This window comes from Streptomyces sp. NPDC041970 (genome assembly GCF_055588985.1).
The window spans coordinates 83,349-101,947 of record NZ_JBVJCD010000001.1; the positions used below are offsets into that span (position 1 = coordinate 83,349).

Below are 18,599 nucleotides of genomic sequence, written 5' to 3' on the forward strand. Positions count from 1 at the left end.
CGCATGAGCGAGGAGAGCCCGCGCCCCGCCGCGGTCGTCGTCGGAGGGGGCCTCGCCGGCATCACGGCGGCCCTGCGCCTGGCGGACGCCGGACTGGACGTGACCCTGCTCGAAGGGCGGCCCCGCCTCGGCGGCCTGGCCTTCTCCTTCCAGCGCGGCGACCTCACCGTCGACAACGGCCAGCACGTCTACCTGCGCTGCTGCACCGGCTACCGCTGGTTGCTGGACCGCATCGACGCCGCCCACCTGGCCCCCCTCCAGGACCGCCTGGACGTGCCCGTGCTGGACGTCGGCCGGGCCGCGGGGCCCCGCCTGGGCCGGCTGCGCCGCACCGGGCTGCCCGTACCGCTGCACCTCGCCGGGGGCCTCGCCGCCTACCCGCACCTCTCGCCGGCCGAGAAGGCGGGCGTCGGCCGCGCCGCCCTCGCCCTCGCCCGGCTGGACCCGGCCGACCCGGAGCTGGACCGCGTCGACTTCGCCACCTGGCTCCGCCGGCACGGGCAGTCGCCGCGCGCCGTCGAAGCGCTCTGGGACCTCGTCGGCGTCGCCACGCTGAACGCCACCGCGAACGACGCCTCCATGGCGCTCGCGGCCAAGGTCTTCAAGACCGGCCTGCTCTCCGAGCCCGGCGCGGCCGACATCGGCTGGGCCGCCGTGCCGCTCGGCGAACTGCACGACACGCTCGCCCGCAAGGCCCTCGACACCGCGGGCGTCCGCACGGAGCTGCGCGCCAAGGCCGGCCCGCCCACCCGCACCGAGGACGGCCGGTGGAGCGTGGAGACCGCCGGCGAGCGCGTCACCGCCGACACCGTCGTCCTCGCCGTCCCGCAGGCCGAGACCCACGCCCTGCTGCCCGCGGGCGCGCTGGACGAGCCGGACCTGCTGCTCGACATCGCCGACGCCCCCATCCTCAACGTGCACGTGGTCTACGACCGCAAGGTGCTGCGCCGGCCGTTCTTCGCCGCGATCGGCTCCCCCGTCCAGTGGGTCTTCGACCGCACCGACTCCTCGGGGCTCACCGGCCCCGGCCAGTACATCGCCGTCTCGCAGTCCGCCGCCCAGGCCGAGATCGACCTCCCGGTCGCCCGGTTGCGGGCGCGCTACCTCCCCGAGCTGGAACGCCTGCTCCCCGCCGCCCGCGGCGCGGGCGTCCGCGACTTCTTCGTCACCCGCGAACGCTCCGCCACCTTCGCCCCGGCGCCGGGCGTCGGGCGGCTGCGTCCCGGCGCCCGCACCCGCGCCGCCGGCCTCCACCTGGCGGGGGCCTGGACCGACACCGGCTGGCCCGCGACCATGGAGGGCGCCGTGCGCAGCGGCGCCGCCGCCGCCGACGCGGCCCTCCAGGACCTCGGCCGCCCCCATGGACACCCGCTGCAGGAGGCGGCATGAGCAGTACCACCGGAACAAGAGGAGAGTCAGTGACCCCGGCGAATCCCGCTTTCGACACCGTGGCGGACACCGCGGACGTCACCGCGCTTCTGGAACGCGGACGGACCCTGTCAGCGCCGGTGCTGCGGGCCGCAGTGGACCGGCTCGCGCCGCCCATGGACACCGTCGCCGCCTACCACTTCGGCTGGATCGACGCCGAGGGGCGCCCCTCGGACGGCGACGGCGGCAAGGCCGTGCGCCCCGCGCTCGCCCTGCTGTCCGCCGAGGCCGCGGGCGCGCCCGCCGAAGCCGGCGTGCCCGGCGCGGTCGCCGTCGAGCTGGTGCACAACTTCTCGCTGCTGCACGACGACCTGATGGACGGCGACGAGCAGCGCCGCCACCGCGACACCGTCTGGAAGGTGCACGGCCCCGCCCAGGCGATCCTGGTCGGCGACGCCCTGTTCGCACTGGCCTACGAGGTCCTGCTGGAGCTCGGCACGGTCGAGGCGGGCCGCGCGGCCCGTCGGCTGACCACCGCCACCCGCAGGCTCATCGACGGGCAGGCCCAGGACATCTCCTACGAGCACCGCGAGCGGGTCACCGTCGAGGAGTGCCTGGAGATGGAGGGCAACAAGACCGGCGCCCTCCTGGCCTGCGCCGTCTCCATCGGCGCGGTGCTCGGCGGCGCCGACGACCGCACCGCCGACACCCTGGAGGCGTACGGCTACCACCTCGGCCTCGCCTTCCAGGCCGTGGACGACCTGCTCGGCATCTGGGGCGACCCGGAGTCCACCGGCAAGCAGACCTGGAGCGACCTGCGCCAGCGCAAGAAGTCCCTCCCGGTCGTCGCGGCGCTGGCCGCCGGCGGCGGGGCCTCGGAGCGGCTGGGCGAACTGCTCGCCGCCGACGCCAAGAGCACCGAGTTCGACAGCTTCTCCGAGGAGGAGTTCGCCGCCCGCGCCGCGCTCATCGAGGAGGCGGGCGGCCGCGAGTGGACCGCGCAGGAGGCCCGCCGCCAGCACGCGGTCGCCATCGAGGCGCTGCACGCCGTCGACATGCCCCACCGGGTGCGGGCGCAGCTCACCGAGCTCGCGGACTTCGTGGTGGTACGCAAGAGATGACCACCTTGCGCATATGACTCGCCGTCGCCGGCCGGCGCGCCCCTGACCGGGCCCCGGCCGACGGAGACCCCAGCACAGCAGAGAGACCACTGCACGAAGGGGAAGCTCATGACAGCGACGACCGACGGAAGCACCGGGGCCGCGCACCTCCGCGCGGTCCCGGCAGGCGATCCGACCGACACGACCACCGCCGCGGACGACGTGCTCGCCGCCGCCCGGCGGGCAGCGGAACGCTCGGTGGAGCACCTGCTGGCCCGGCAGGACCCGCAGGGCTGGTGGAAGGGCGATCTGGCCACCAACGTCACGATGGACGCGGAGGACCTGCTCCTGCGCCAGTTCCTCGGCATCCGCGACCCGGAGACCACCAGGGCGGCCGCCCTCTTCATCCGGGGCGAGCAGCTCGGCGACGGCACCTGGAACACCTTCTACGGCGGACCGGGCGACCTCTCCGCCACCATCGAGGCCTACGTCGCCCTGCGGCTCGCCGGGGACGGCCCCGACGCACCGCACATGGCCCGCGCCTCCGCCTGGGTCAGGGAGCAGGGCGGCATCGCGGCCGCCCGCGTCTTCACCCGTATCTGGCTGGCCCTGTTCGGCTGGTGGAAGTGGGACGACCTCCCCGAACTCCCGCCCGAGCTGATGTTCCTCCCCCCGTGGGTCCCGCTCAACATCTACGACTTCGGCTGCTGGGCCCGGCAGACCATCGTGCCGCTGACCATCGTCTCCGCCAAGCGCCCGGTGCGCCCCGCGCCCTTCGCCCTGGGCGAGCTGCACACCGACCCGGCCTGCCCCGCCCCGCCCAGGAAGCCCGCCCCCGCGACCAGTTGGGACGGCTTCTTCCAACGCCTGGACAAGGGGCTGCACCTCTACCGCAAGGTCGCCCCGCGCCCGCTGCGCCGGATGGCGATGAACGCCGCCGCCCGGTGGATCATCGAGCGCCAGGAGAACGACGGCTGCTGGGGCGGAATCCAACCGCCCGCCGTCTACTCCCTCATCGCCCTGCACCTGCTCGGCTACGACCTCGGCCACCCGGTGATGCGGGCGGGCCTGGCCTCCCTCGACCGTTTCGCCGTCCGGCGCGAGGACGGCGCCCGCATGGTGGAGGCCTGCCAGTCGCCCGTCTGGGACACCTGCCTGGCCACCATCGCGCTGGCCGACGCCGGACTGCCGCCCGACCACCCGGCCCTGGTGCGGGCGGCCGACTGGATGCTGGCGGAGGAGATCCACCGGCCCGGCGACTGGTCCGTGCGCAGACCCCGACTGCCCCCCGGCGGTTGGGCGTTCGAGTTCCACAACGACAACTACCCGGACATCGACGACACCGCCGAGGTCGTCCTGGCGCTGCGGCGGGTGCGCCACCCCGACCCGGAGCGGGTGGACGCCGCCATCGCGCGCGGGGTCCGTTGGAACCTCGGGATGCAGTCCCGCGACGGAGCCTGGGGCGCGTTCGACGCCGACAACACCAGCTCCCTCCCCAACCGCCTGCCGTTCTGCGACTTCGGCGAGGTCATCGACCCCCCGTCGGCCGACGTCACCGGCCACGTCGTGGAGATGCTGGCCGTCGAAGGGCTCGCCCGGCACCCCCGCACCCGGCGGGGCATCGAGTGGCTGCTGGCCGAACAGGCGGAGTGCGGGGCCTGGTTCGGCCGCTGGGGCGTCAACTACGTCTACGGCACCGGCTCCGTGGTGCCCGCCCTCGTCGCCGCCGGACTTTCCGCCCGCCATCCCGCGATCCGCCGGGCCGTCGGTTGGCTGGAGTCCGTGCAGAACGACGACGGCGGCTGGGGCGAGGACCTGCGCTCCTACCAGGAGGAGAAGTGGATCGGGCAGGGCGAGTCCACCGCCTCCCAGACCGCCTGGGCGCTGCTCGCCCTCCTCGCCGCCGGTCGCCGGGCGACCCGTCCCGTGGCCCGCGGCGTCACCTGGCTGACGGAGGCCCAGCAGGCCGACGGCTCCTGGGACGAGCCGTATTTCACCGGCACCGGCTTCCCCTGGGACTTCTCCATCAACTACCACCTCTACCGCCAGGTCTTCCCGCTCACCGCACTCGGGCGCTATGTGCACGGCGACCCCTTCGCCGACCGTCCGGGCCCCCGCGAGGGCGTCTGATGGGCGGTGCGCCGGGAACGGGGGGCCCGCCGGCCCCGCTGCTGGTGGCCTGCGCGCTCGGCATCGAGCAGATGGCCCTGCGCAGCGGCCGGGGCGCCCCCGGCCCGGTCCGCGTCCTGCGCACCGGCATGGGCCCCCGGTCGGCGGAAGCGGCCGTGGGGCGCTTCCTGGGGACGGACGGGACCCCGGGCGCCGCGGTGATCGCCGCCGGCCTCTGCGCCGGCCTCATCCCCGGAATGCGCCCCGGAGACCTGGTCGTCGCCCAGGAGACCCGCGACGACGACGGCGCCACCCCGTGCAACGGCACCGGCGTGCTGGTCGCCGCCCTCGCCAGGGCCGTACCGGGGCGCACCGTCCACACCGGGCCGCTGAACGGCTCCGACCACGTCGTACGCCGACCCGAGCGCGCCGCGCTGCGGGCGGGCGGGGCCGTCGCCGTGGACATGGAGTCCGCCGCGACGCTGCGCACCGCCCTGTGCTGCGGCCCGCGCCCGGTTGCGGCCGTCCGGGTGGTGGTGGACGCTCCGGAGCATGAGCTGGTCCGCATCGGCACGGTGCGCGGTGGAATATCGGCACTCCGCGTGCTCCGTGCCGTCCTGCCGGCTTTTCACGAATGGCACCGATCTCTGACGCTCCCCAGGAGGTGAGCTAGATGGCCATGCCGCTCCGTCAGTCCATCAAGGTGGCGACGTATCTCTTCGAACAGAAGCTCCGCAAGCGCGACAAGTTCCCGCTGATCGTCGAGCTGGAGCCGCTGTTCGCCTGCAACCTCGCCTGTGAGGGCTGCGGGAAGATCCAGCACCCGGCCGGCGTGCTGAAGCAGCGTATGCCGGTCGCCCAGGCGGTGGGGGCGGTGCTCGAGTCCGGCGCCCCCATGGTCTCCATCGCCGGCGGCGAACCCCTGATGCACCCGCAGATCGACGAGATCGTGCGCCAGCTCGTCGCGAGGAGGAAATACGTCTTCCTCTGCACCAACGCGATGCTGATGCGGAAGAAGCTCGACAGATTCACCCCCTCCCCGTATTTCGCCTTCGCCGTGCACATCGACGGACTGCGCGAGCGGCACGACGAATCGGTCGCCAAGGAAGGCGTCTTCGACGAGGCCGTCGCCGCGATGAAGGAGGCCAAGCGGCGCGGATTCCGCGTCACCACCAATTCCACCTTCTTCAACACCGACACCCCGCAGACCGTCATCGAGGTGCTCGACTACCTCAACGACGACCTCCAGGTCGACGAGATGATGATCTCGCCCGCGTACGCGTACGAGAAAGCGCCCGACCAGGAGCACTTCCTGGGCGTCGAGCAGACCCGCGCACTGTTCAAGAAGGCGTTCGCGGGCGGCAACCGGGCCCGCTGGCGGCTCAACCACTCGCCCCTCTTCCTGGACTTCCTGGAGGGCGAGGCGGACTTCCCGTGCACCGCGTGGGCGATCCCGAACTACTCGCTCTTCGGCTGGCAGCGCCCCTGCTACCTGATGAGCGACGGCTACGTGCCGACGTACCGGCAGCTCGTCGAGGAGACCGACTGGAACGCCTACGGCCGGGGCAAGGACCCGCGCTGCGCGAACTGCATGGCGCACTGCGGCTACGAGCCCACGGCGGTGCTCGCCACCATGGGGTCGCTGAAGGAGTCCCTGCGCGCGGTGCGGGAGACCGTCGGCGGCGGCCGGTGACGGGCTGAACCGAGCCGGACGGGCGGTCCGGGGCCCGCTCCGGGCCGCCGCCCGCTCCGCGAGCCGGGGCGCCGACCCGGCCGCACGGCGCACCGCGGCGCCGGACCACCACGAAGGGGAAGGGCGCGCGATGACGGACGACGGATCAAAGGGGTTCGACCTGGCACGACTCCTCGCCGAGCGCGGGGGGGAACGGTACGACCTGCACACACGCCACCTCAACCACCAACTGCCGCGCATGTTGCGGACCATCGGCTTCGACAAGGTCTACGAGCGGGCCGAGGGCGCGTACTTCTGGGACGCGGAGGGCAACGACTACCTCGACATGCTCGCCGGGTTCGGCGTCATGGGCCTGGGCCGCCACCACCCGGTGGTGCGCCGGGCGCTGCACGACGTGCTGGACGCCCAGCTCGCCGACCTCACCCGGTTCGACTGCCAGCCGCTGCCCGGCCTGCTGGCCGAGAGGCTCCTCGCCCACAGCCCCCACCTGGACCGCGTCTTCTTCGGCAACAGCGGCACGGAAGCGGTCGAGACGGCGCTGAAGTTCGCCCGCCGCGCCACCGGGAAACCGCGGGTCCTCTACTGCGAGCACGCCTTCCACGGACTGACCACCGGCTCGCTCTCGGTCAACGGGGAGGCCGGCTTCCGCGACGGCTTCGCCCCGCTGCTGCCCGACACGGCGATCCCGCTCGGCGACCTGGACGCGCTCCGCCGCGAACTGGGGCGCGGCGACGTCGCGGCCCTCATCGTCGAGCCCGTCCAGGGCAAGGGCGTGAACGCCGCGCCGCCCGGCTTCCTGCGGCAGGCGCAGGAGGAGCTGCACCGCCACAAGGCCCTGCTGATCGCGGACGAGGTGCAGACCGGCCTCGGGCGGACCGGCGACTTCTACGCGTACCAGCACGAGGAAGGCGTGGAACCCGACCTCGTGTGCGTCGCCAAGGCCCTGTCCGGCGGCTATGTGCCCGTCGGGGCGACGCTCGGCAAGGACTGGATCTTCCGGCGGGTGTACTCCTCGATGGACCGGGTCCTCGTCCACTCCGCCAGCTTCGGCTCCAACGCCCAGGCGATGGCGGCGGGGCTGGCCGTCCTCGCGGTGATGGAGGAGGAGGAGACCGTCGCCAACGCCCGCCGCACCGGCGACCTGCTGCGCGAGCGGCTGGCGGCGCTGGTGGACCGCTACGAGCTGCTGCACGAGGTGCGCGGGCGCGGACTCATGATCGGCATCGAGTTCGGCCGGCCGTCCACGTTGCGGCTCCGCGGCCGCTGGACCATGCTCCAGGCGGCCCGCAAGGGGCTCTTCGCCCAGATGGTCGTGGTCCCGCTGCTGCGCCGGCACCGCATCCTCACCCAGGTCTCCGGCGACCACCTGGAAGTGATCAAGCTGATCCCCCCGCTGATCATCAAGGAGGCCGAGGTCGACCGGTTCGTGACGGCGTTCACCGCCGTCATGGACGACGCGCACGACGGCGGCGGGCTGATGTGGGACTTCGGCCGGACGCTCGTGCGGCAGGCCGTCGCCAACCGCTGAGACCTTGCCTGAGAGGCAAGGAATTTGCCCAAGGGGAAAGTTCCTGGCCCAATGGAGCCATGAACCCTCCGGACGGCGGGGCGCCGGACGAGCTGCCCGGCGTCGCACCCCGCCTGCGCGACCTGCGCCGCGGCCGCGGCCTCACCCTGGAGGCCGCCGCGCGGCGGGCCGGCCTCTCCCCGGCCCACCTCTCCCGGCTGGAGACGGGGCGCAGGCAGCCCTCGCTGCCGATGCTGCTGGGACTGGCCCGCGTCTACGGTACGACGGTCTCGGAACTGCTCGGCGAGCAGCCGCCCGGACGCGAGGCGATCATCCGGGGCGGCGGCTTCGAGGGTGCGGAGGCCGACGGCTGGATGTACCGGCGGGCCGGCGGGTCCGGTCGGGCGATGCAGGCGCTGCGCGTCCGGGTGCCGTACGGCGCCCAGGGCGACCTGGTCCGGGTCCACCCCGGCGAGGAATGGCTGCACGTCCTGGAGGGGCGGCTGCGGGTCGGGCTCGGCGACACCGTGCACGACCTCGGCCCCGGTGACAGCGCCCACTTCGACTCGCTCACACCGCACCGGATCGCGGCGACCGACCGCTGCGGCGCGGAGCTGCTGTTCGTCCACACCCTGCTGCAGGCCCCCGTCGGCGACCTCTGCGCGGGCAGCGGCCTCCCCGCGCGCTGACGGGCCGTCCCGTCCGCCGCCCCCTTCGTCCGTCCCGGCCGTGCGGCCGGCAGAGAGGACCCCCATGTCCGATTCCGAGCACTACGACCCACTCGGCCCCGGCCGCCGTCCGAACGAGGACCCGCAGGAGCGCCGTATGCCGCGCGGCGTCGTGATCCGCCTCTTCGCCTACCTGGTGGCCGGCCACGTCATCGCCGCCTTCCTCTACCTGCTCTTCGTGGTGGCCGGCGGCGAGTGACCTCGCGCCGCGCCCCGGCTCACTCCTGGTCGAGCAGCCGTTCGCGGAGCCGCTCGCGGGTGCGGGGGGAGAGCTCCAGCCCCTCGGAGAGGTAGCGGTCCGTCGTGCCCCACAGCTCCTCGATCCTCGCGAAGGCCGCCGCGAGGTAGGCGGGCCGCGCCCCGAAGAGCGGGTTCAGCAGCTCCATCACCTCCGGGGACAGTCCGGCCCCGGAGGTGTCGGCGCGCCGCACCCGGTACCGGCGGTGCGCCTCGTTGGACTTGAGGTAGTCCTCCTCGATCGCCTCCCGTTCGACGCCGACCGCCAGCAGCGCGACCGCTATCGCGAGGCCGGCCCGGTCCTTGCCCGCCGCGCAGTGCATCAGCGCGGGCACGCTGTCCTCGGCCAGCGCGTGCAGGACCCGGCTGTGCTCGGCGGTGCGCTCCTCGATCATCGCGCGGTACATCCGGACCATGCGCTCGGCGCCCCGCCCGCCCGCGAGGACGGATCGGAGCTGCTCGATGTTCCCGTCGCGCACCAGCCGCCAGAACTCGGCGCCGTCGGCCGGGTCCGAGAGCGGAATGCTGACATTGCGGACACCGGGCAGCTCGACGTCGTACCCGTCGAGCCGGTGGTCGGCGGCATTGCGGAAGTCGAACACCGTGTGCAGGCCGAGCCCGGCGAGAAAGGCCGTGTCCTCGGCGGTGGCGTGCGCCAGGTGGCCGCTGCGGTAGAGCCTGCCGAACGCGGTGCGCCGCCCGTCCGCGGTGGGCAGCCCGCCCACGTCGCGGAAGTTCCGGACTCCGGTCAGAGCGGTCTCGGTCGGCGGGACCTGCGGCACCTGCTGCGTCACGGGGGCTCCTGGCGTCTCTGGCGGCGGCGCGGCTCGTCGGCGCTCGCGCTCCCGTGACGATACGACATCGCTTCCGGGGAGGCGGGGCGGGCGAACGCGCCGGAACGGAAGCGGTGCGCCGCGCGCCGCGCCGGCACATCTGACGCCCCGTCGACAGGGGCGGCCGAGCTATGTCCGTATTGCTGCATTTCGTAGAACATGCCCCGCTAATGGGGGAGATGGAATCAGGTGGGTGAGCGGGATCATATCCGTGACGGTCTGTGGCGATCATGCCTCGTCCTTTTCCCGTTTCCCGCGCGGAAAGTCAAGATCCTTAATCCACGGAGTGTGACGGGAATTCCGGAGCGCGCTCGCACCGGTGAATGTCCGGTGCAACCGGCGGCTTGTTCCGTGCGTCCTGACTCGTTTACGGTCACCGTCGATCCGGGCGGACCGCCTAATCCTGCCGCCGCCCGGAATTCCACCCACCCACTCACGCGTGGCAGGAGCGGGGGACCCAGGTAAGCCGCCGACCCCGGAGAGATCCGGACCGGCTCGGGGTGAAGTCGCCGACGGCGACCGGGCATCTCCAGCCCGAACCCGACAGCTCACCTCGTAGGCGCCGGAGAGGAAAAGCCCCATGCCCGCACAGGGTAAGCACCGTCGACCGAAGTCCGGCCCGATCTCCCGCGGCGTCCTCGCCGCCGGGACCGGCGGGGCCGCGATCGCCCTCCCGTTCGTCGCCGCCACCGGAGCGCAGGCCGCCCCGGCCGCGCAGCCCGCCGCCGCGGTGGCCGTGGCGCACACCGCTCCGCAGGCCGCTCCCGCCGCCTCGCGGGACGTTCCCCGGACGTACTCCGTCGTCCGGGGCGACTACCTGTCCAAGATCGCGGCCGAGCACCGGATCAAGGGCGGCTGGCAGAAGCTGTACCAGGACAACCGCTCCACCGTCGGCGAGAACCCCGGTCTGATCTTCCCCGGCATGAAGCTGACGCTGGGCGCCAAGAAGGCCGCCCCGGCCCCCGAGGCCGCTCCGAAGAAGGCCGCCCCGGCGCCCGAGGCCGCTCCGAAGAAGGCCCCGAAGGCCGCCGCCCCGCAGGCGGAGACCGCCTCGGCCGACGACTCGGCGCCCACCGGCTCCTCGGAGGCGACCGGCTCCGGCTGGACCACCCCGCTGGCCTCCGCCAACGTCACCACCCAGTACCGCGCCTCCGGCTCCAGCTGGTCCAGCGGCTACCACACCGGCGCGGACTTCCAGGCCGCCTCCGGCACCCCGATCCGCGCCATCGGCCCCGGCACCGTGGTCTCGGCCGGCTGGAGCGGTTCGTACGGCAACGAGGTCGTCATCCAGCACGAGGACGGCATGTACTCCCAGTACGCCCACCAGTCCTCGCTGAACGTCTCCGTCGGCCAGACCGTCTCGGGCGGCCAGCAGATCGGGCTCTCCGGCTCCACCGGCAACTCGACCGGCCCGCACCTGCACTTCGAGGTCCGCACCGGCCCGAGCTACGGCTCGGACGTCGACCCGATCGCGTACCTGCGCCAGCACGGCGTCTCGGTCTGAGCCGAGCGGCGGCCGTGAGCGGTCCGAGGGGCGGTGCGCTGCGGCGCACCGCCCCTCGGGCGTTCCGCCGCAGGTCAGCGGTCCTCGGGCGGCCCGTCGCGCCGCCGGTCGCCGCGGTCGGCGGCCTTCTCGGCGCGTCCGGCGGCCCGGCGGTCCCCGTCGCTCCACGTCCGCGTGGAGCGCGGCTCCACGTACGGCTCCTCGTCGGCGGGGAGGCCGTCGGCGACGGCCCGCTCGCGGGCCGTCTCGGCGTCGAACTCCAGCCCCAGCAGGATCGCCAGATTGGTGATCCACAGCCAGACCAGGAAGACGATGACCCCGGCGAGCGTCCCGTACGTCTTGTTGTACGAGCCGAAGTTGGCCACGTAGAACGCGAATCCCGCGGACGCGGCCATCCAGACCAGCAGGGCCAGCAGGCTGCCCGGAGAGACGAGACGGAAGCCGCGGCCCTTGGCGTTCGGGGCGGCCCAGTACAGCAGCGCGAGCATGGCGGCCACCAGGACGACCAGGACGGGCCACTTGGCGATGGACCACACGGTCACCGCGGTGTCACCCACGCCCAGCGCGGTGCCCACCTGCCGGGCGATGCCCCCGGTCAGCACGACGATCAGCGCGCTGACGCAGGCGAGGACCATCAGCACCAGGGTCAGCCCCACCCGCACCGGGAGCACCTTCCAGACCGGGCGGCCCTCGGGCATGTCGTAGACGGCGTTGGACGAGCGGATGAACGCGGCGATATAGCCCGAGGCGGACCACAGGGCGCCCAGCAGGCCGACGACGGCCAGCACGCCGCTCGTCCCGCCGGTGGACTGCAGTTGGGTCACCGCGTTCGTGATCACGTCGCGGGCCGAGCCGGGCGCGAGCTTCTGGACGTTGTCCAGGACGGTCTTCGTGGCGGAGTCGCCCGCGATGCCCAGCAGGGCGACCAGCACCAGCAGGGCCGGGAACAGGGCCAGGATGCCGTAGTAGGTCAGCCCCGCCGCCCTGTCGGTCAACTCGTCGCGTTTGAACTCCCCGACGGTGCGTTTGAGCACGCGCGTCCAGGACGTGCCGCCGGTTCGGTCCGGTGCGGAGGCTTTGCCGGACTGGTGCATGAGCGTCCACCCCACAGGTGCGAAGGAGTACGGCGGGGGCCTGAGCGGCCCCCGCCCCGAATGCGCCGGGCGGTCAGCCCTCCGGGTCGCGCGCCTCGCGGGCCGTGTCCCGGCCGACCTCGCGCAGACCGGTGGCGGCCTCCTGGCCGGATTCCCGCACCTGCTGCCGGGTGGCTTCGGCGGCGTCCTGCGCCGTGCTCCTCACCGACTCCACGGCCTCCGACGCCGGCCCGCGCATCCCCTCCTTGAGGTCCTGCGCCGTCTCCCGCGCCGTCTCCTTGGCGGGGGTGAGCAGGTCGTCGGAGTGCTCGCGGAGCTGGGTGCCGACCCGTTCCTCCGCCTCGGACACGGGCAGCAGCGCGGCGGCGAGCATCCCGGCGCCGAACGCGATGACGCCGGCGGCCAGCGGACTGCCCTGGGTCTGCCTCGTCACCAGGTCCGGGGTCTCGCGCACCGACTGGCCGACCTGGCCGGCGGTGTGCCGGACCGTGTCGCCCGCCTCTCCGGCGCGCTCCGCGAGATCGTGCCCGCGCTGCCCGGACCGGCCGCCGTCGGCGGGGTCGGACCGGCCCATCACGCGCTCCTTGAGGCCGGTGAGCCGGTGCTGAGCGGCGTCGGCCCTGCGCCGGGCCGCCTTCGCCGGCTTCGCCCGGTCCGCGAGGCGGTCGACGTTGTGCGCCAACCGCGCCCGCGTGTCCTCGACTTCGTTCTTCAGGTCGTCGGGTTCCGTGCCCATCGGGCATCCTCCTTCAGGGTCTCGGCGGTCCGTTCCGGCTTGAGCCGCACCGCGCGCATACGCCGGCGTCCCACCACGAGGAGGACGGCGGCCGCCAGCGCCCAGACGCCGGTCACGATGAGCGCCGCCCAGGCGAGGTCGACCAGGTGCGCGAGCCCGAACACGGCGGCCAGGCTGCCCATCAGCAGCACCAGGTGCGCGGCGTACCCGGAACCGGCCATCATGCCCGCGGCCTTGCCGGCCCGTGTCGCCTCCTGTTTGATCTCGGCCTTCGCCAGTTCGATCTCGCCGCGGACGAGCCGGGTGAGGTCGTCGCTGATCTCGCCGACCAGCTCGCCCACGGACGGGTCCGCCGACGGGGCCCGCGTGGAACCGGCCGCACCGGCCCCGTACGGGTCGGCGGCGTCGTGTGCAGAGGGAATGGCCACGCCTCAGCCCCCCTTACGGCTGTCGCGGGTCGGGATGGGGATACGGCTCGGCGACCGGCAGCGGGTCGGGCGGCGCGACCGATCCGCCGTACGACGGCGTGGGCGGCGACGATCCGAGGGGCCGGTCGTCCCTGACCGGGCCGGGCCCGTCGCCCGCCGGCGGCGTTGTGCGCCCTCCGCGGTCGCCGTCCTCGGACCCGTGCGCCGTGCCGCTCGCGGACTTGACGCCCTTGCCGAGGCGGGCCGTCGCGAAGCCGGCCAGCGCGGCGCCCGCCAGGAACGCGCCGGGGCGGCGGCGCGCGAAGTCCTGCAGGTCGTCCAAGATTCCCTGCGGGCCCCGGCTCTCCAGCCCGGACGCCACGTCGTGGCCGCGGTCGGCCGCCCGGCGCACCGCCTTCGTGGCCGGTGAGTCCTCGTCGCCGCTCTCCGCCATGCCGCCCAGCTCGTCCGCCAGTCGCCGCACGTTCCGGGCCAGGCGCCGTGTCTGCTCCTCGGCCTGGTCCCGCAGTTGGTCGCGCAGCTCGCCCGCCACGTCCCGCGCCCGCGTCGTGGCCTCGCCGGCCACGTCGCCCGCGCGTTCCCTGGCGGCGCCGGCGACGTCGGTCGCCTTCTCGCCGACCAGTCCGGCGCCTTCGCCGGCCTTCTGTTTCACCGCCGCTGCTTTATCACTCGTATCGCTGTCCGGACGGTGAGCACCGCTGACGTCACTCAACGTTCCTCCTCGGTCGTCCTGCGGGGTGGGCTGCGCCCCTGAGCGGGTGCACCACGTTCCAGCATGACAAAGAAGGAGAAATGCGCCATATGGGGAGCAGGTGGGGCGACGACGTCCGGTCGTTCCGCGCGTTATTCCGGCTTTGCCAAAAACTGACCGGGTGGTCTATCTCACCGACCGTCAACCCCTTATTACGGTCGCGTAGGTCACATCGAACGGTGCAGGATAGGTGCCTGTGGCAGACGATTCGAGAACCAACCAGCAGCACGTCATCGGGTCGTACGCGGCGATCGGCGACAGTTTCACCGAAGGCGTCGGCGACCCCGGCCCCGGCGGGGGCTTCATCGGCTGGGCGGACCGCTTCGCCGTACTCCTCGCCGACCGGCTCCCGGCCCCCGACGCGGCGACGAGCCCCCAGGACTTCCCGCACGGAGACTTCCGCTACGCCAATCTCGCCGTACGCGGACGCCTCCTCGACCAGATCGTCCGGGAGCAGGTCCCCCGCGCCAAGGAACTCGCCCCCGACCTGGTCAGCTTCTGCGCGGGCGGCAACGACATCATCCGGCCCGGCACCGACCCCGACGACCTCGCGGAACGCTTCGAGCGGGCGGTCGCCGACCTGAGCAACGCGGTCGGCACGGTCATGGTCACCACCGGCTTCGACACCCGAGGCGTACCGCTGCTGCGCCACATGCGCGGCAAGATCGCCACGTACAACGTCCATCTGCGGGCCATCGCCGACCGCTACCACTGCCCGGTCCTGGACCTGTGGTCGCTGCGCTCCGTCCAGGACCGGCGCGCCTGGGACCGCGACCGGCTGCACCTGTCGCCCGAGGGGCACACCCGCGTCGCGCTCCGCGCCGCCCAGGTCCTCGGCTACGAGGTGCCCGCCGACCCCGACCAGCCCTGGCCCCCGCAGGATCCGCGCCGCCCCTTCGACGAGCGGCGCGACACCATCAACTGGGCCCGCGAGCACCTCGTGCCGTGGATCGGGCGCCGGCTGCGCGGCGAGTCCTCGGGCGACCGCGTCGAGGCCAAGCGGCCCGACCTGCTGCCCCTGTAGGCGGCGCGCCTGGGCAGTGTTGTCACATGGTCCCTGGTGGTGGATCAGGGTGTCGTGATACGTCGTCATGAACGGCCGGATGCCGAGGGGGCGTTCGTTCGGCCGTCGCTGCCCGAGTCGCGGCGGGGGCGGAAGCGGTTGGAGGACCCCAGGGTCCGGAACGGGATCGTGGGGAAGTTCCGGACCGGGACGGCCTGGCGGGAGGCGCCCGGGCGCCATGGTCCGTGGCGACGCCGCATACACGTTTCCGCGGCCGGGTCAAGGAGGGGGCGTTCGGGCGGATGCTGCGGGCCGCGCGGGCGGAAGCGGAGGCGGCGGGCGGCGTCGAGTGGCCGGTGTCGGTCGACTTCACGACCGTCCGGGTTCACCAGCACGCGACCGGGGCCCGAGAAGGGGGCTCCACGACTCGGCCCTCGGCCGGTCCAGAGGCGGTCTGACCAGCAAGATCCACCTGGTTCGCGACGGCCGGAGCCGTCCTCTCGCCGTCGTCGTCACGGGCGGCGGCACCGACGATCGCACGCGACTCCCAAGTCTCCTCGACGGAACCCGAGTCAGGCACGTACGACTCCGGTACGACCGAGGCGCGTTCCTACCTGCAGTTCGACGTGTCACCGTTCAAGGGCAAGCACATCGTCGACACCAACTTCGCGTTGTACTCCTACTACTCATCCACCTGCGCCACGACGGGAGCCGGTACGCAGGTACGGCGGGTGACCGCCGACTGGTCGTCGTCCGCGATCGCCTGGGCGGCGCAACCGGCCACCACGGCCACCGGTGGGGTGACGAACAAGGCCGCATTCGGGTGGAACTCGTCCTGCCCCGCGGGCACGGTCAACTTCGACGTCGACGCCATCGTGCAGTCCTGGGCCGACGGCGCGCCCACCTACGGCCTGCGTGTCGCCGGAGCCAGTGAGACCGACTCCACCACATGGCGGCGGTTCCGTTCGGCGAACTACGTATCGGGCGACGGTTCGAGCGATCCTCACCTCACCGTCATGTACAACTCCTTCCCCGCCGTACCCGTCTCGACCGCCATCGCACCGGCTCAGGTCAACGCCTACAACGGCAAGCGCTTCGTCACGTCGTTGAATCCGACGCTGAGCGCGAAGGTCACGGACCCCGACGGGTCCAACACCAGAGCAGAGTTCGAGATCACGCCCGACCCGGCCGTCACGAACACCACATACACGTCACCAACGACCTGGTGCGTTCCGAGACGAAGGGCGCCAGTCGGAAGACCTGGAGCCTGGACGGGGTCGGTCGTCTCCGCAAGGCCGTCACGCAGAAGCAGGACTCCAGCGGGGTCTGGACGACGTCAGGGACCGACACCAACCACTACGGCGCGAGCGGCGACAGTCCCGCCTGGAGTGAGGACGAGCAAGGGAACGTGACGCGCAACGTCGCCGACCCGACGGGCGGCCTCGCCGCGATCACCTCGTCCGCAGGGGGGGGGGACGCTCCTCCAGCGGATGGCTCGGCTGCTACCAGCGGTCCGCCGGCACCGTCAGCGGTCTCACCCTCATGGGGAGCCGCCTCTACAGCCCGACCAATGGCCGCTTCCTGCAGACGGACCCCGTGTACGGGGGCAACACGAACGCCTACGTCTATCCGGCCGACCCCGTCAACGCCTATGACCTGGACGGGCGCTTCGTCGTCGTCATCCCGGTCTTCATAGCCGCGGAATGGGCCCTGACAGCTCTGCTCGCGCTCATCGCGGCGTCCGTCACCGCGTGGATCTGCCACACCTTCGGTTGCTCGATCACGGTCTCGGGGACCGGCGTACGGATTCCGTGGCCGGACAAGCGGTCCAATACGGCGAAGAAGTACAAGAACAAGACCTACTGGGGTTACAAGATCTACCGGAAGAACGGAGGCCGAATCTGGAAGTACGGCATCACCAGGAAGGGTCCCTCCCGGCCCAAGTCACAGATCAGGTCTTGCGAGAAATACTACAAGCGGGCCTGCGGCTACAAGATCATTTGGCGTGGCAAGGGTTGGTATAATGCCCGAATGTGGGAGGCCGGAAAGATCACCAAGTATGTCGGTCATCACGGTCATTGCCCCCCGGGTCAGCTCAAGAGCTGCCGCTGATCTGGCGGGTTGACGTCAATGGGGTGTCCCGGTATTCCGGGACGCCCCATTCGGCTTGAGGAGGGATCTTCGTGCGGGAGAGTCGGTTCTGGGAAATCATCGAGGAGCTGGAGGGGTGTGCTGACGAAGCGTCAGTGCATGAGCTGAGTGAAGTTCTTCTGGGCGAGGAGGACGAGCAGGTGGCAGATTTCCAGAGACTCCTCGAAGCGCGTCTCGCTGAAATCCGTCAGCGTGCGGCTGAGTCGGAGCGCCCGCTGGATGAAGCGGAGGCCTGCGCGGTCGTGGCTGCTGGGAGGCGTGTCTACGAGCAGGTCCTCAAGGCTCCGGCCACGTTCGGCGGGCGGCGGTGGGACTGCGAGGAGTCCGCCTTGCTGGTGCGGGCGGCGCCCGAGGTGCTCGGGTTCCTTGAGCGCATTCCCGAGCACTCCGCCCGTGGGGGTTGGCTGGACGTGCGCTTCGGTTCGGATATCAAGATCCCTGGAGTGTACGAGGAGGCCGTCGAGCGGATCAAGGAATCCATCGAGGATGCGCCGTCCTGGATCGACTGGTGGGAGAGGGCCGGTTCGGCTCGGCTGTTCGTGACCCTCGATGTCATGAAATCGCGGGACCTGCGCAGCGAGCCCTCTCTTCGCCGCGTGCACGATATCGTCGAGTTCAGCATGAACGTCGATGCTGGTCGCATCCGTCTGCTGCGGATGCCGGGGAGATCGAATTATGCGGATGAATACGCCCGAGAAGACCTGGAGGACTGTATGGAGCGGGTGGCGCGCGCGCTGTCTCTAGGTGCGATTCCGTCTCTGCCTGCATGACCGGACCTGTGCGAAGACGGCATGTCCGATCGGCGGTGACGGTGCTGGGGAACGAGGAATGCGGGGCCTCCACCGTCGTTTGCGAGGGGCCCCGTCGCGCGGGTACGCGGTGAGCGTGGCGGGCCCGAGGGATCGCGGCCTGATCAAGGACTCTGTCTGAACCATGACTCTGCCTGGCAGCGCCAGGAACCGAGCAGCGAGAAAATGAGCCACGCGGCCGCCTAGGCAATCGCATGAAGACCATGACGGGTTCTCCTTGACCTGAATCCTGGGAGAGGGCGAGCTGCGCCCTCTCCCAGGACTATTGGTCCGAAACGCTTTGGTTTCAGGCTCGGTGGCTGTGTGTGAGCGATCTGGTGGGGGATGCGCGGACGTGGTCGCCGGACGCGCAGGAGGCTGTGCGACTGCTGGCGGTGTCCGCACTGGGGGAGGGTCGGGACAGGGTGGAGGTCGCGACCTTGTTCAGAGTGTCGGTCAGGGCCGTGGACAACTGGTGGGCGAGGTGGCAGGCAGGGGGCCAAGACGCGCTGCTGACCCGGCCGCGAGGCCGCCGCGCAGGGCCCGCGGGCCGTCCGCATCCGGTGCGA

18 protein-coding genes, 1 pseudogene and 1 riboswitch are annotated in these 18,599 nt (G+C 72.2%); of the genes and pseudogenes, 14 read left to right on the forward strand and 5 right to left on the reverse strand.

Going from position 1 to position 18,599, the window contains the following annotated elements; all coding sequences use genetic code 11:
* Window positions 1-3: 3 nt before the first annotated feature.
* The 8 genes from hpnE (at window position 4) to ACZ6EJ_RS00415 (ending at window position 8,704) form a co-directional block, all read left to right on the forward strand.
* On the forward strand, window positions 4-1,389 hold the full coding sequence (hpnE, locus tag ACZ6EJ_RS00380) for a hydroxysqualene dehydroxylase HpnE (RefSeq protein WP_469263328.1): 1,386 nt from the start codon (window positions 4-6) through the stop codon (window positions 1,387-1,389).
* Window positions 1,386-2,489, forward strand: a complete 1,104-nt coding sequence (locus ACZ6EJ_RS00385) for a polyprenyl synthetase family protein (protein ID WP_469263329.1) — start codon at window positions 1,386-1,388, stop codon at window positions 2,487-2,489. Before hpnE ends, ACZ6EJ_RS00385 begins: the two co-directional genes overlap by 4 nt.
* A 108-nt stretch (window positions 2,490-2,597) precedes the next feature.
* The gene (shc, locus tag ACZ6EJ_RS00390; protein ID WP_469263331.1) at window positions 2,598-4,598 is read left to right on the forward strand and encodes a squalene--hopene cyclase; all 2,001 of its coding nucleotides are present in this window, start codon (window positions 2,598-2,600) and stop codon (window positions 4,596-4,598) included.
* Window positions 4,598-5,245 (forward strand): phosphorylase family protein, encoded by a 648-nt coding sequence (locus ACZ6EJ_RS00395; RefSeq protein ID WP_469263333.1) that lies wholly within the window; start codon window positions 4,598-4,600, stop codon window positions 5,243-5,245. The genes shc and ACZ6EJ_RS00395 overlap by 1 nt, the downstream gene beginning before the upstream one ends.
* 5 nt (window positions 5,246-5,250) lie before the next feature.
* Window positions 5,251-6,270, forward strand: a complete 1,020-nt coding sequence (hpnH, locus tag ACZ6EJ_RS00400) for an adenosyl-hopene transferase HpnH (RefSeq protein WP_469263334.1) — start codon at window positions 5,251-5,253, stop codon at window positions 6,268-6,270.
* A gap of 130 nt (window positions 6,271-6,400) precedes the next feature.
* On the forward strand, window positions 6,401-7,798 hold the full coding sequence (locus ACZ6EJ_RS00405; RefSeq protein ID WP_469263336.1) for an aspartate aminotransferase family protein: 1,398 nt from the start codon (window positions 6,401-6,403) through the stop codon (window positions 7,796-7,798).
* A gap of 59 nt (window positions 7,799-7,857) precedes the next feature.
* Window positions 7,858-8,466, forward strand: a complete 609-nt coding sequence (locus ACZ6EJ_RS00410) for a helix-turn-helix domain-containing protein (RefSeq protein ID WP_469263337.1) — start codon at window positions 7,858-7,860, stop codon at window positions 8,464-8,466.
* 64 nt (window positions 8,467-8,530) lie between these two features.
* Entirely contained in the window at window positions 8,531-8,704 is a 174-nt protein-coding gene (locus tag ACZ6EJ_RS00415; RefSeq protein ID WP_469263338.1) for a DUF6126 family protein, read from the forward strand.
* 19 nt (window positions 8,705-8,723) lie between these two features.
* On the opposite strand, the gene ACZ6EJ_RS00420 is transcribed toward ACZ6EJ_RS00415, so the two are convergent.
* Window positions 8,724-9,536 carry a tyrosine-protein phosphatase gene (locus ACZ6EJ_RS00420; protein ID WP_469263339.1) on the reverse strand — a complete coding sequence of 271 codons (813 nt, stop codon included), beginning with the start codon at window positions 9,534-9,536 and terminating at the stop codon, window positions 8,724-8,726.
* A gap of 455 nt (window positions 9,537-9,991) precedes the next feature.
* Window positions 9,992-10,152, forward strand: a riboswitch (cyclic di-AMP (ydaO/yuaA leader).
* Between the two features lie 3 nt (window positions 10,153-10,155).
* On the opposite strand from ACZ6EJ_RS00420, the gene ACZ6EJ_RS00425 reads away from it, so the two are divergent.
* Entirely contained in the window at window positions 10,156-11,079 is a 924-nt protein-coding gene (locus ACZ6EJ_RS00425; protein WP_469263341.1) for a M23 family metallopeptidase, read from the forward strand.
* A 74-nt stretch (window positions 11,080-11,153) separates the two neighbouring features.
* On the opposite strand, the gene ACZ6EJ_RS00430 is transcribed toward ACZ6EJ_RS00425, so the two are convergent.
* From ACZ6EJ_RS00430 to ACZ6EJ_RS00445, 4 genes are all read right to left on the reverse strand, one after another.
* Window positions 11,154-12,173: a YihY/virulence factor BrkB family protein gene (locus ACZ6EJ_RS00430; protein ID WP_469263342.1), complete on the reverse strand. Its 1,020-nt coding sequence runs from the start codon at window positions 12,171-12,173 to the stop codon at window positions 11,154-11,156.
* Window positions 12,174-12,246: 73 nt separating this feature from the next.
* On the reverse strand, window positions 12,247-12,909 hold the full coding sequence (locus tag ACZ6EJ_RS00435) for a DUF3618 domain-containing protein (protein WP_469263343.1): 663 nt from the start codon (window positions 12,907-12,909) through the stop codon (window positions 12,247-12,249).
* Entirely contained in the window at window positions 12,885-13,337 is a 453-nt protein-coding gene (locus ACZ6EJ_RS00440) for a phage holin family protein (protein ID WP_469263344.1), read from the reverse strand. Before ACZ6EJ_RS00440 ends, ACZ6EJ_RS00435 begins: the two co-directional genes overlap by 25 nt.
* A 13-nt stretch (window positions 13,338-13,350) precedes the next feature.
* Complete coding sequence (locus ACZ6EJ_RS00445) at window positions 13,351-13,989, reverse strand: hypothetical protein (protein ID WP_469263345.1); 639 nt, start codon at window positions 13,987-13,989, stop codon at window positions 13,351-13,353.
* 295 nt (window positions 13,990-14,284) lie between these two features.
* Between ACZ6EJ_RS00445 and ACZ6EJ_RS00450 the strand changes: the two genes are divergently transcribed.
* The 5 genes and pseudogenes from ACZ6EJ_RS00450 to ACZ6EJ_RS00470 all read left to right on the forward strand — a co-directional run.
* Window positions 14,285-15,112, forward strand: a complete 828-nt coding sequence (locus tag ACZ6EJ_RS00450; protein WP_469263346.1) for an SGNH/GDSL hydrolase family protein — start codon at window positions 14,285-14,287, stop codon at window positions 15,110-15,112.
* A 512-nt stretch (window positions 15,113-15,624) separates the two neighbouring features.
* Entirely contained in the window at window positions 15,625-16,503 is an 879-nt protein-coding gene (locus ACZ6EJ_RS00455; RefSeq protein ID WP_469263608.1) for a DNRLRE domain-containing protein, read from the forward strand.
* 130 nt (window positions 16,504-16,633) lie between these two features.
* Entirely contained in the window at window positions 16,634-17,203 is a 570-nt protein-coding gene (locus ACZ6EJ_RS00460; RefSeq protein WP_469263348.1) for an RHS repeat-associated core domain-containing protein, read from the forward strand.
* A 71-nt stretch (window positions 17,204-17,274) separates the two neighbouring features.
* Window positions 17,275-18,012 carry a DUF4240 domain-containing protein gene (locus ACZ6EJ_RS00465; RefSeq protein WP_469263350.1) on the forward strand — a complete coding sequence of 246 codons (738 nt, stop codon included), beginning with the start codon at window positions 17,275-17,277 and terminating at the stop codon, window positions 18,010-18,012.
* A 443-nt stretch (window positions 18,013-18,455) separates the two neighbouring features.
* Window positions 18,456-18,506 (forward strand): annotated as a pseudogene (locus tag ACZ6EJ_RS00470) (hypothetical protein); the annotation flags it as partial.
* Between the last annotated feature and the right edge of the window lie 93 nt (window positions 18,507-18,599).

Excerpts from the sequence above, each read along its gene's own strand:
- hpnE (WP_469263328.1), top strand. The coding sequence starts at position 4 with ATGAGCGAGGAGAGCCCGCGCCCCGCCGCGGTCGTCGTCGGAGGGGGC.
- ACZ6EJ_RS00385 (WP_469263329.1), top strand. The coding sequence starts at position 1,386 with ATGAGCAGTACCACCGGAACAAGAGGAGAGTCAGTGACCCCGGCGAAT.
- shc (WP_469263331.1), top strand. The coding sequence starts at position 2,598 with ATGACAGCGACGACCGACGGAAGCACCGGGGCCGCGCACCTCCGCGCG.
- ACZ6EJ_RS00395 (WP_469263333.1), top strand. The coding sequence starts at position 4,598 with ATGGGCGGTGCGCCGGGAACGGGGGGCCCGCCGGCCCCGCTGCTGGTG.
- hpnH (WP_469263334.1), top strand. The coding sequence starts at position 5,251 with ATGGCCATGCCGCTCCGTCAGTCCATCAAGGTGGCGACGTATCTCTTC.
- ACZ6EJ_RS00405 (WP_469263336.1), top strand. The coding sequence starts at position 6,401 with ATGACGGACGACGGATCAAAGGGGTTCGACCTGGCACGACTCCTCGCC.
- ACZ6EJ_RS00410 (WP_469263337.1), top strand. The coding sequence starts at position 7,858 with ATGAACCCTCCGGACGGCGGGGCGCCGGACGAGCTGCCCGGCGTCGCA.
- ACZ6EJ_RS00415 (WP_469263338.1), top strand. The coding sequence starts at position 8,531 with ATGTCCGATTCCGAGCACTACGACCCACTCGGCCCCGGCCGCCGTCCG.
- ACZ6EJ_RS00425 (WP_469263341.1), top strand. The coding sequence starts at position 10,156 with ATGCCCGCACAGGGTAAGCACCGTCGACCGAAGTCCGGCCCGATCTCC.
- ACZ6EJ_RS00430 (WP_469263342.1), bottom strand. The coding sequence starts at position 12,173 with ATGCACCAGTCCGGCAAAGCCTCCGCACCGGACCGAACCGGCGGCACG.
- ACZ6EJ_RS00435 (WP_469263343.1), bottom strand. The coding sequence starts at position 12,909 with ATGGGCACGGAACCCGACGACCTGAAGAACGAAGTCGAGGACACGCGG.
- ACZ6EJ_RS00460 (WP_469263348.1), top strand. The coding sequence starts at position 16,634 with ATGGGGAGCCGCCTCTACAGCCCGACCAATGGCCGCTTCCTGCAGACG.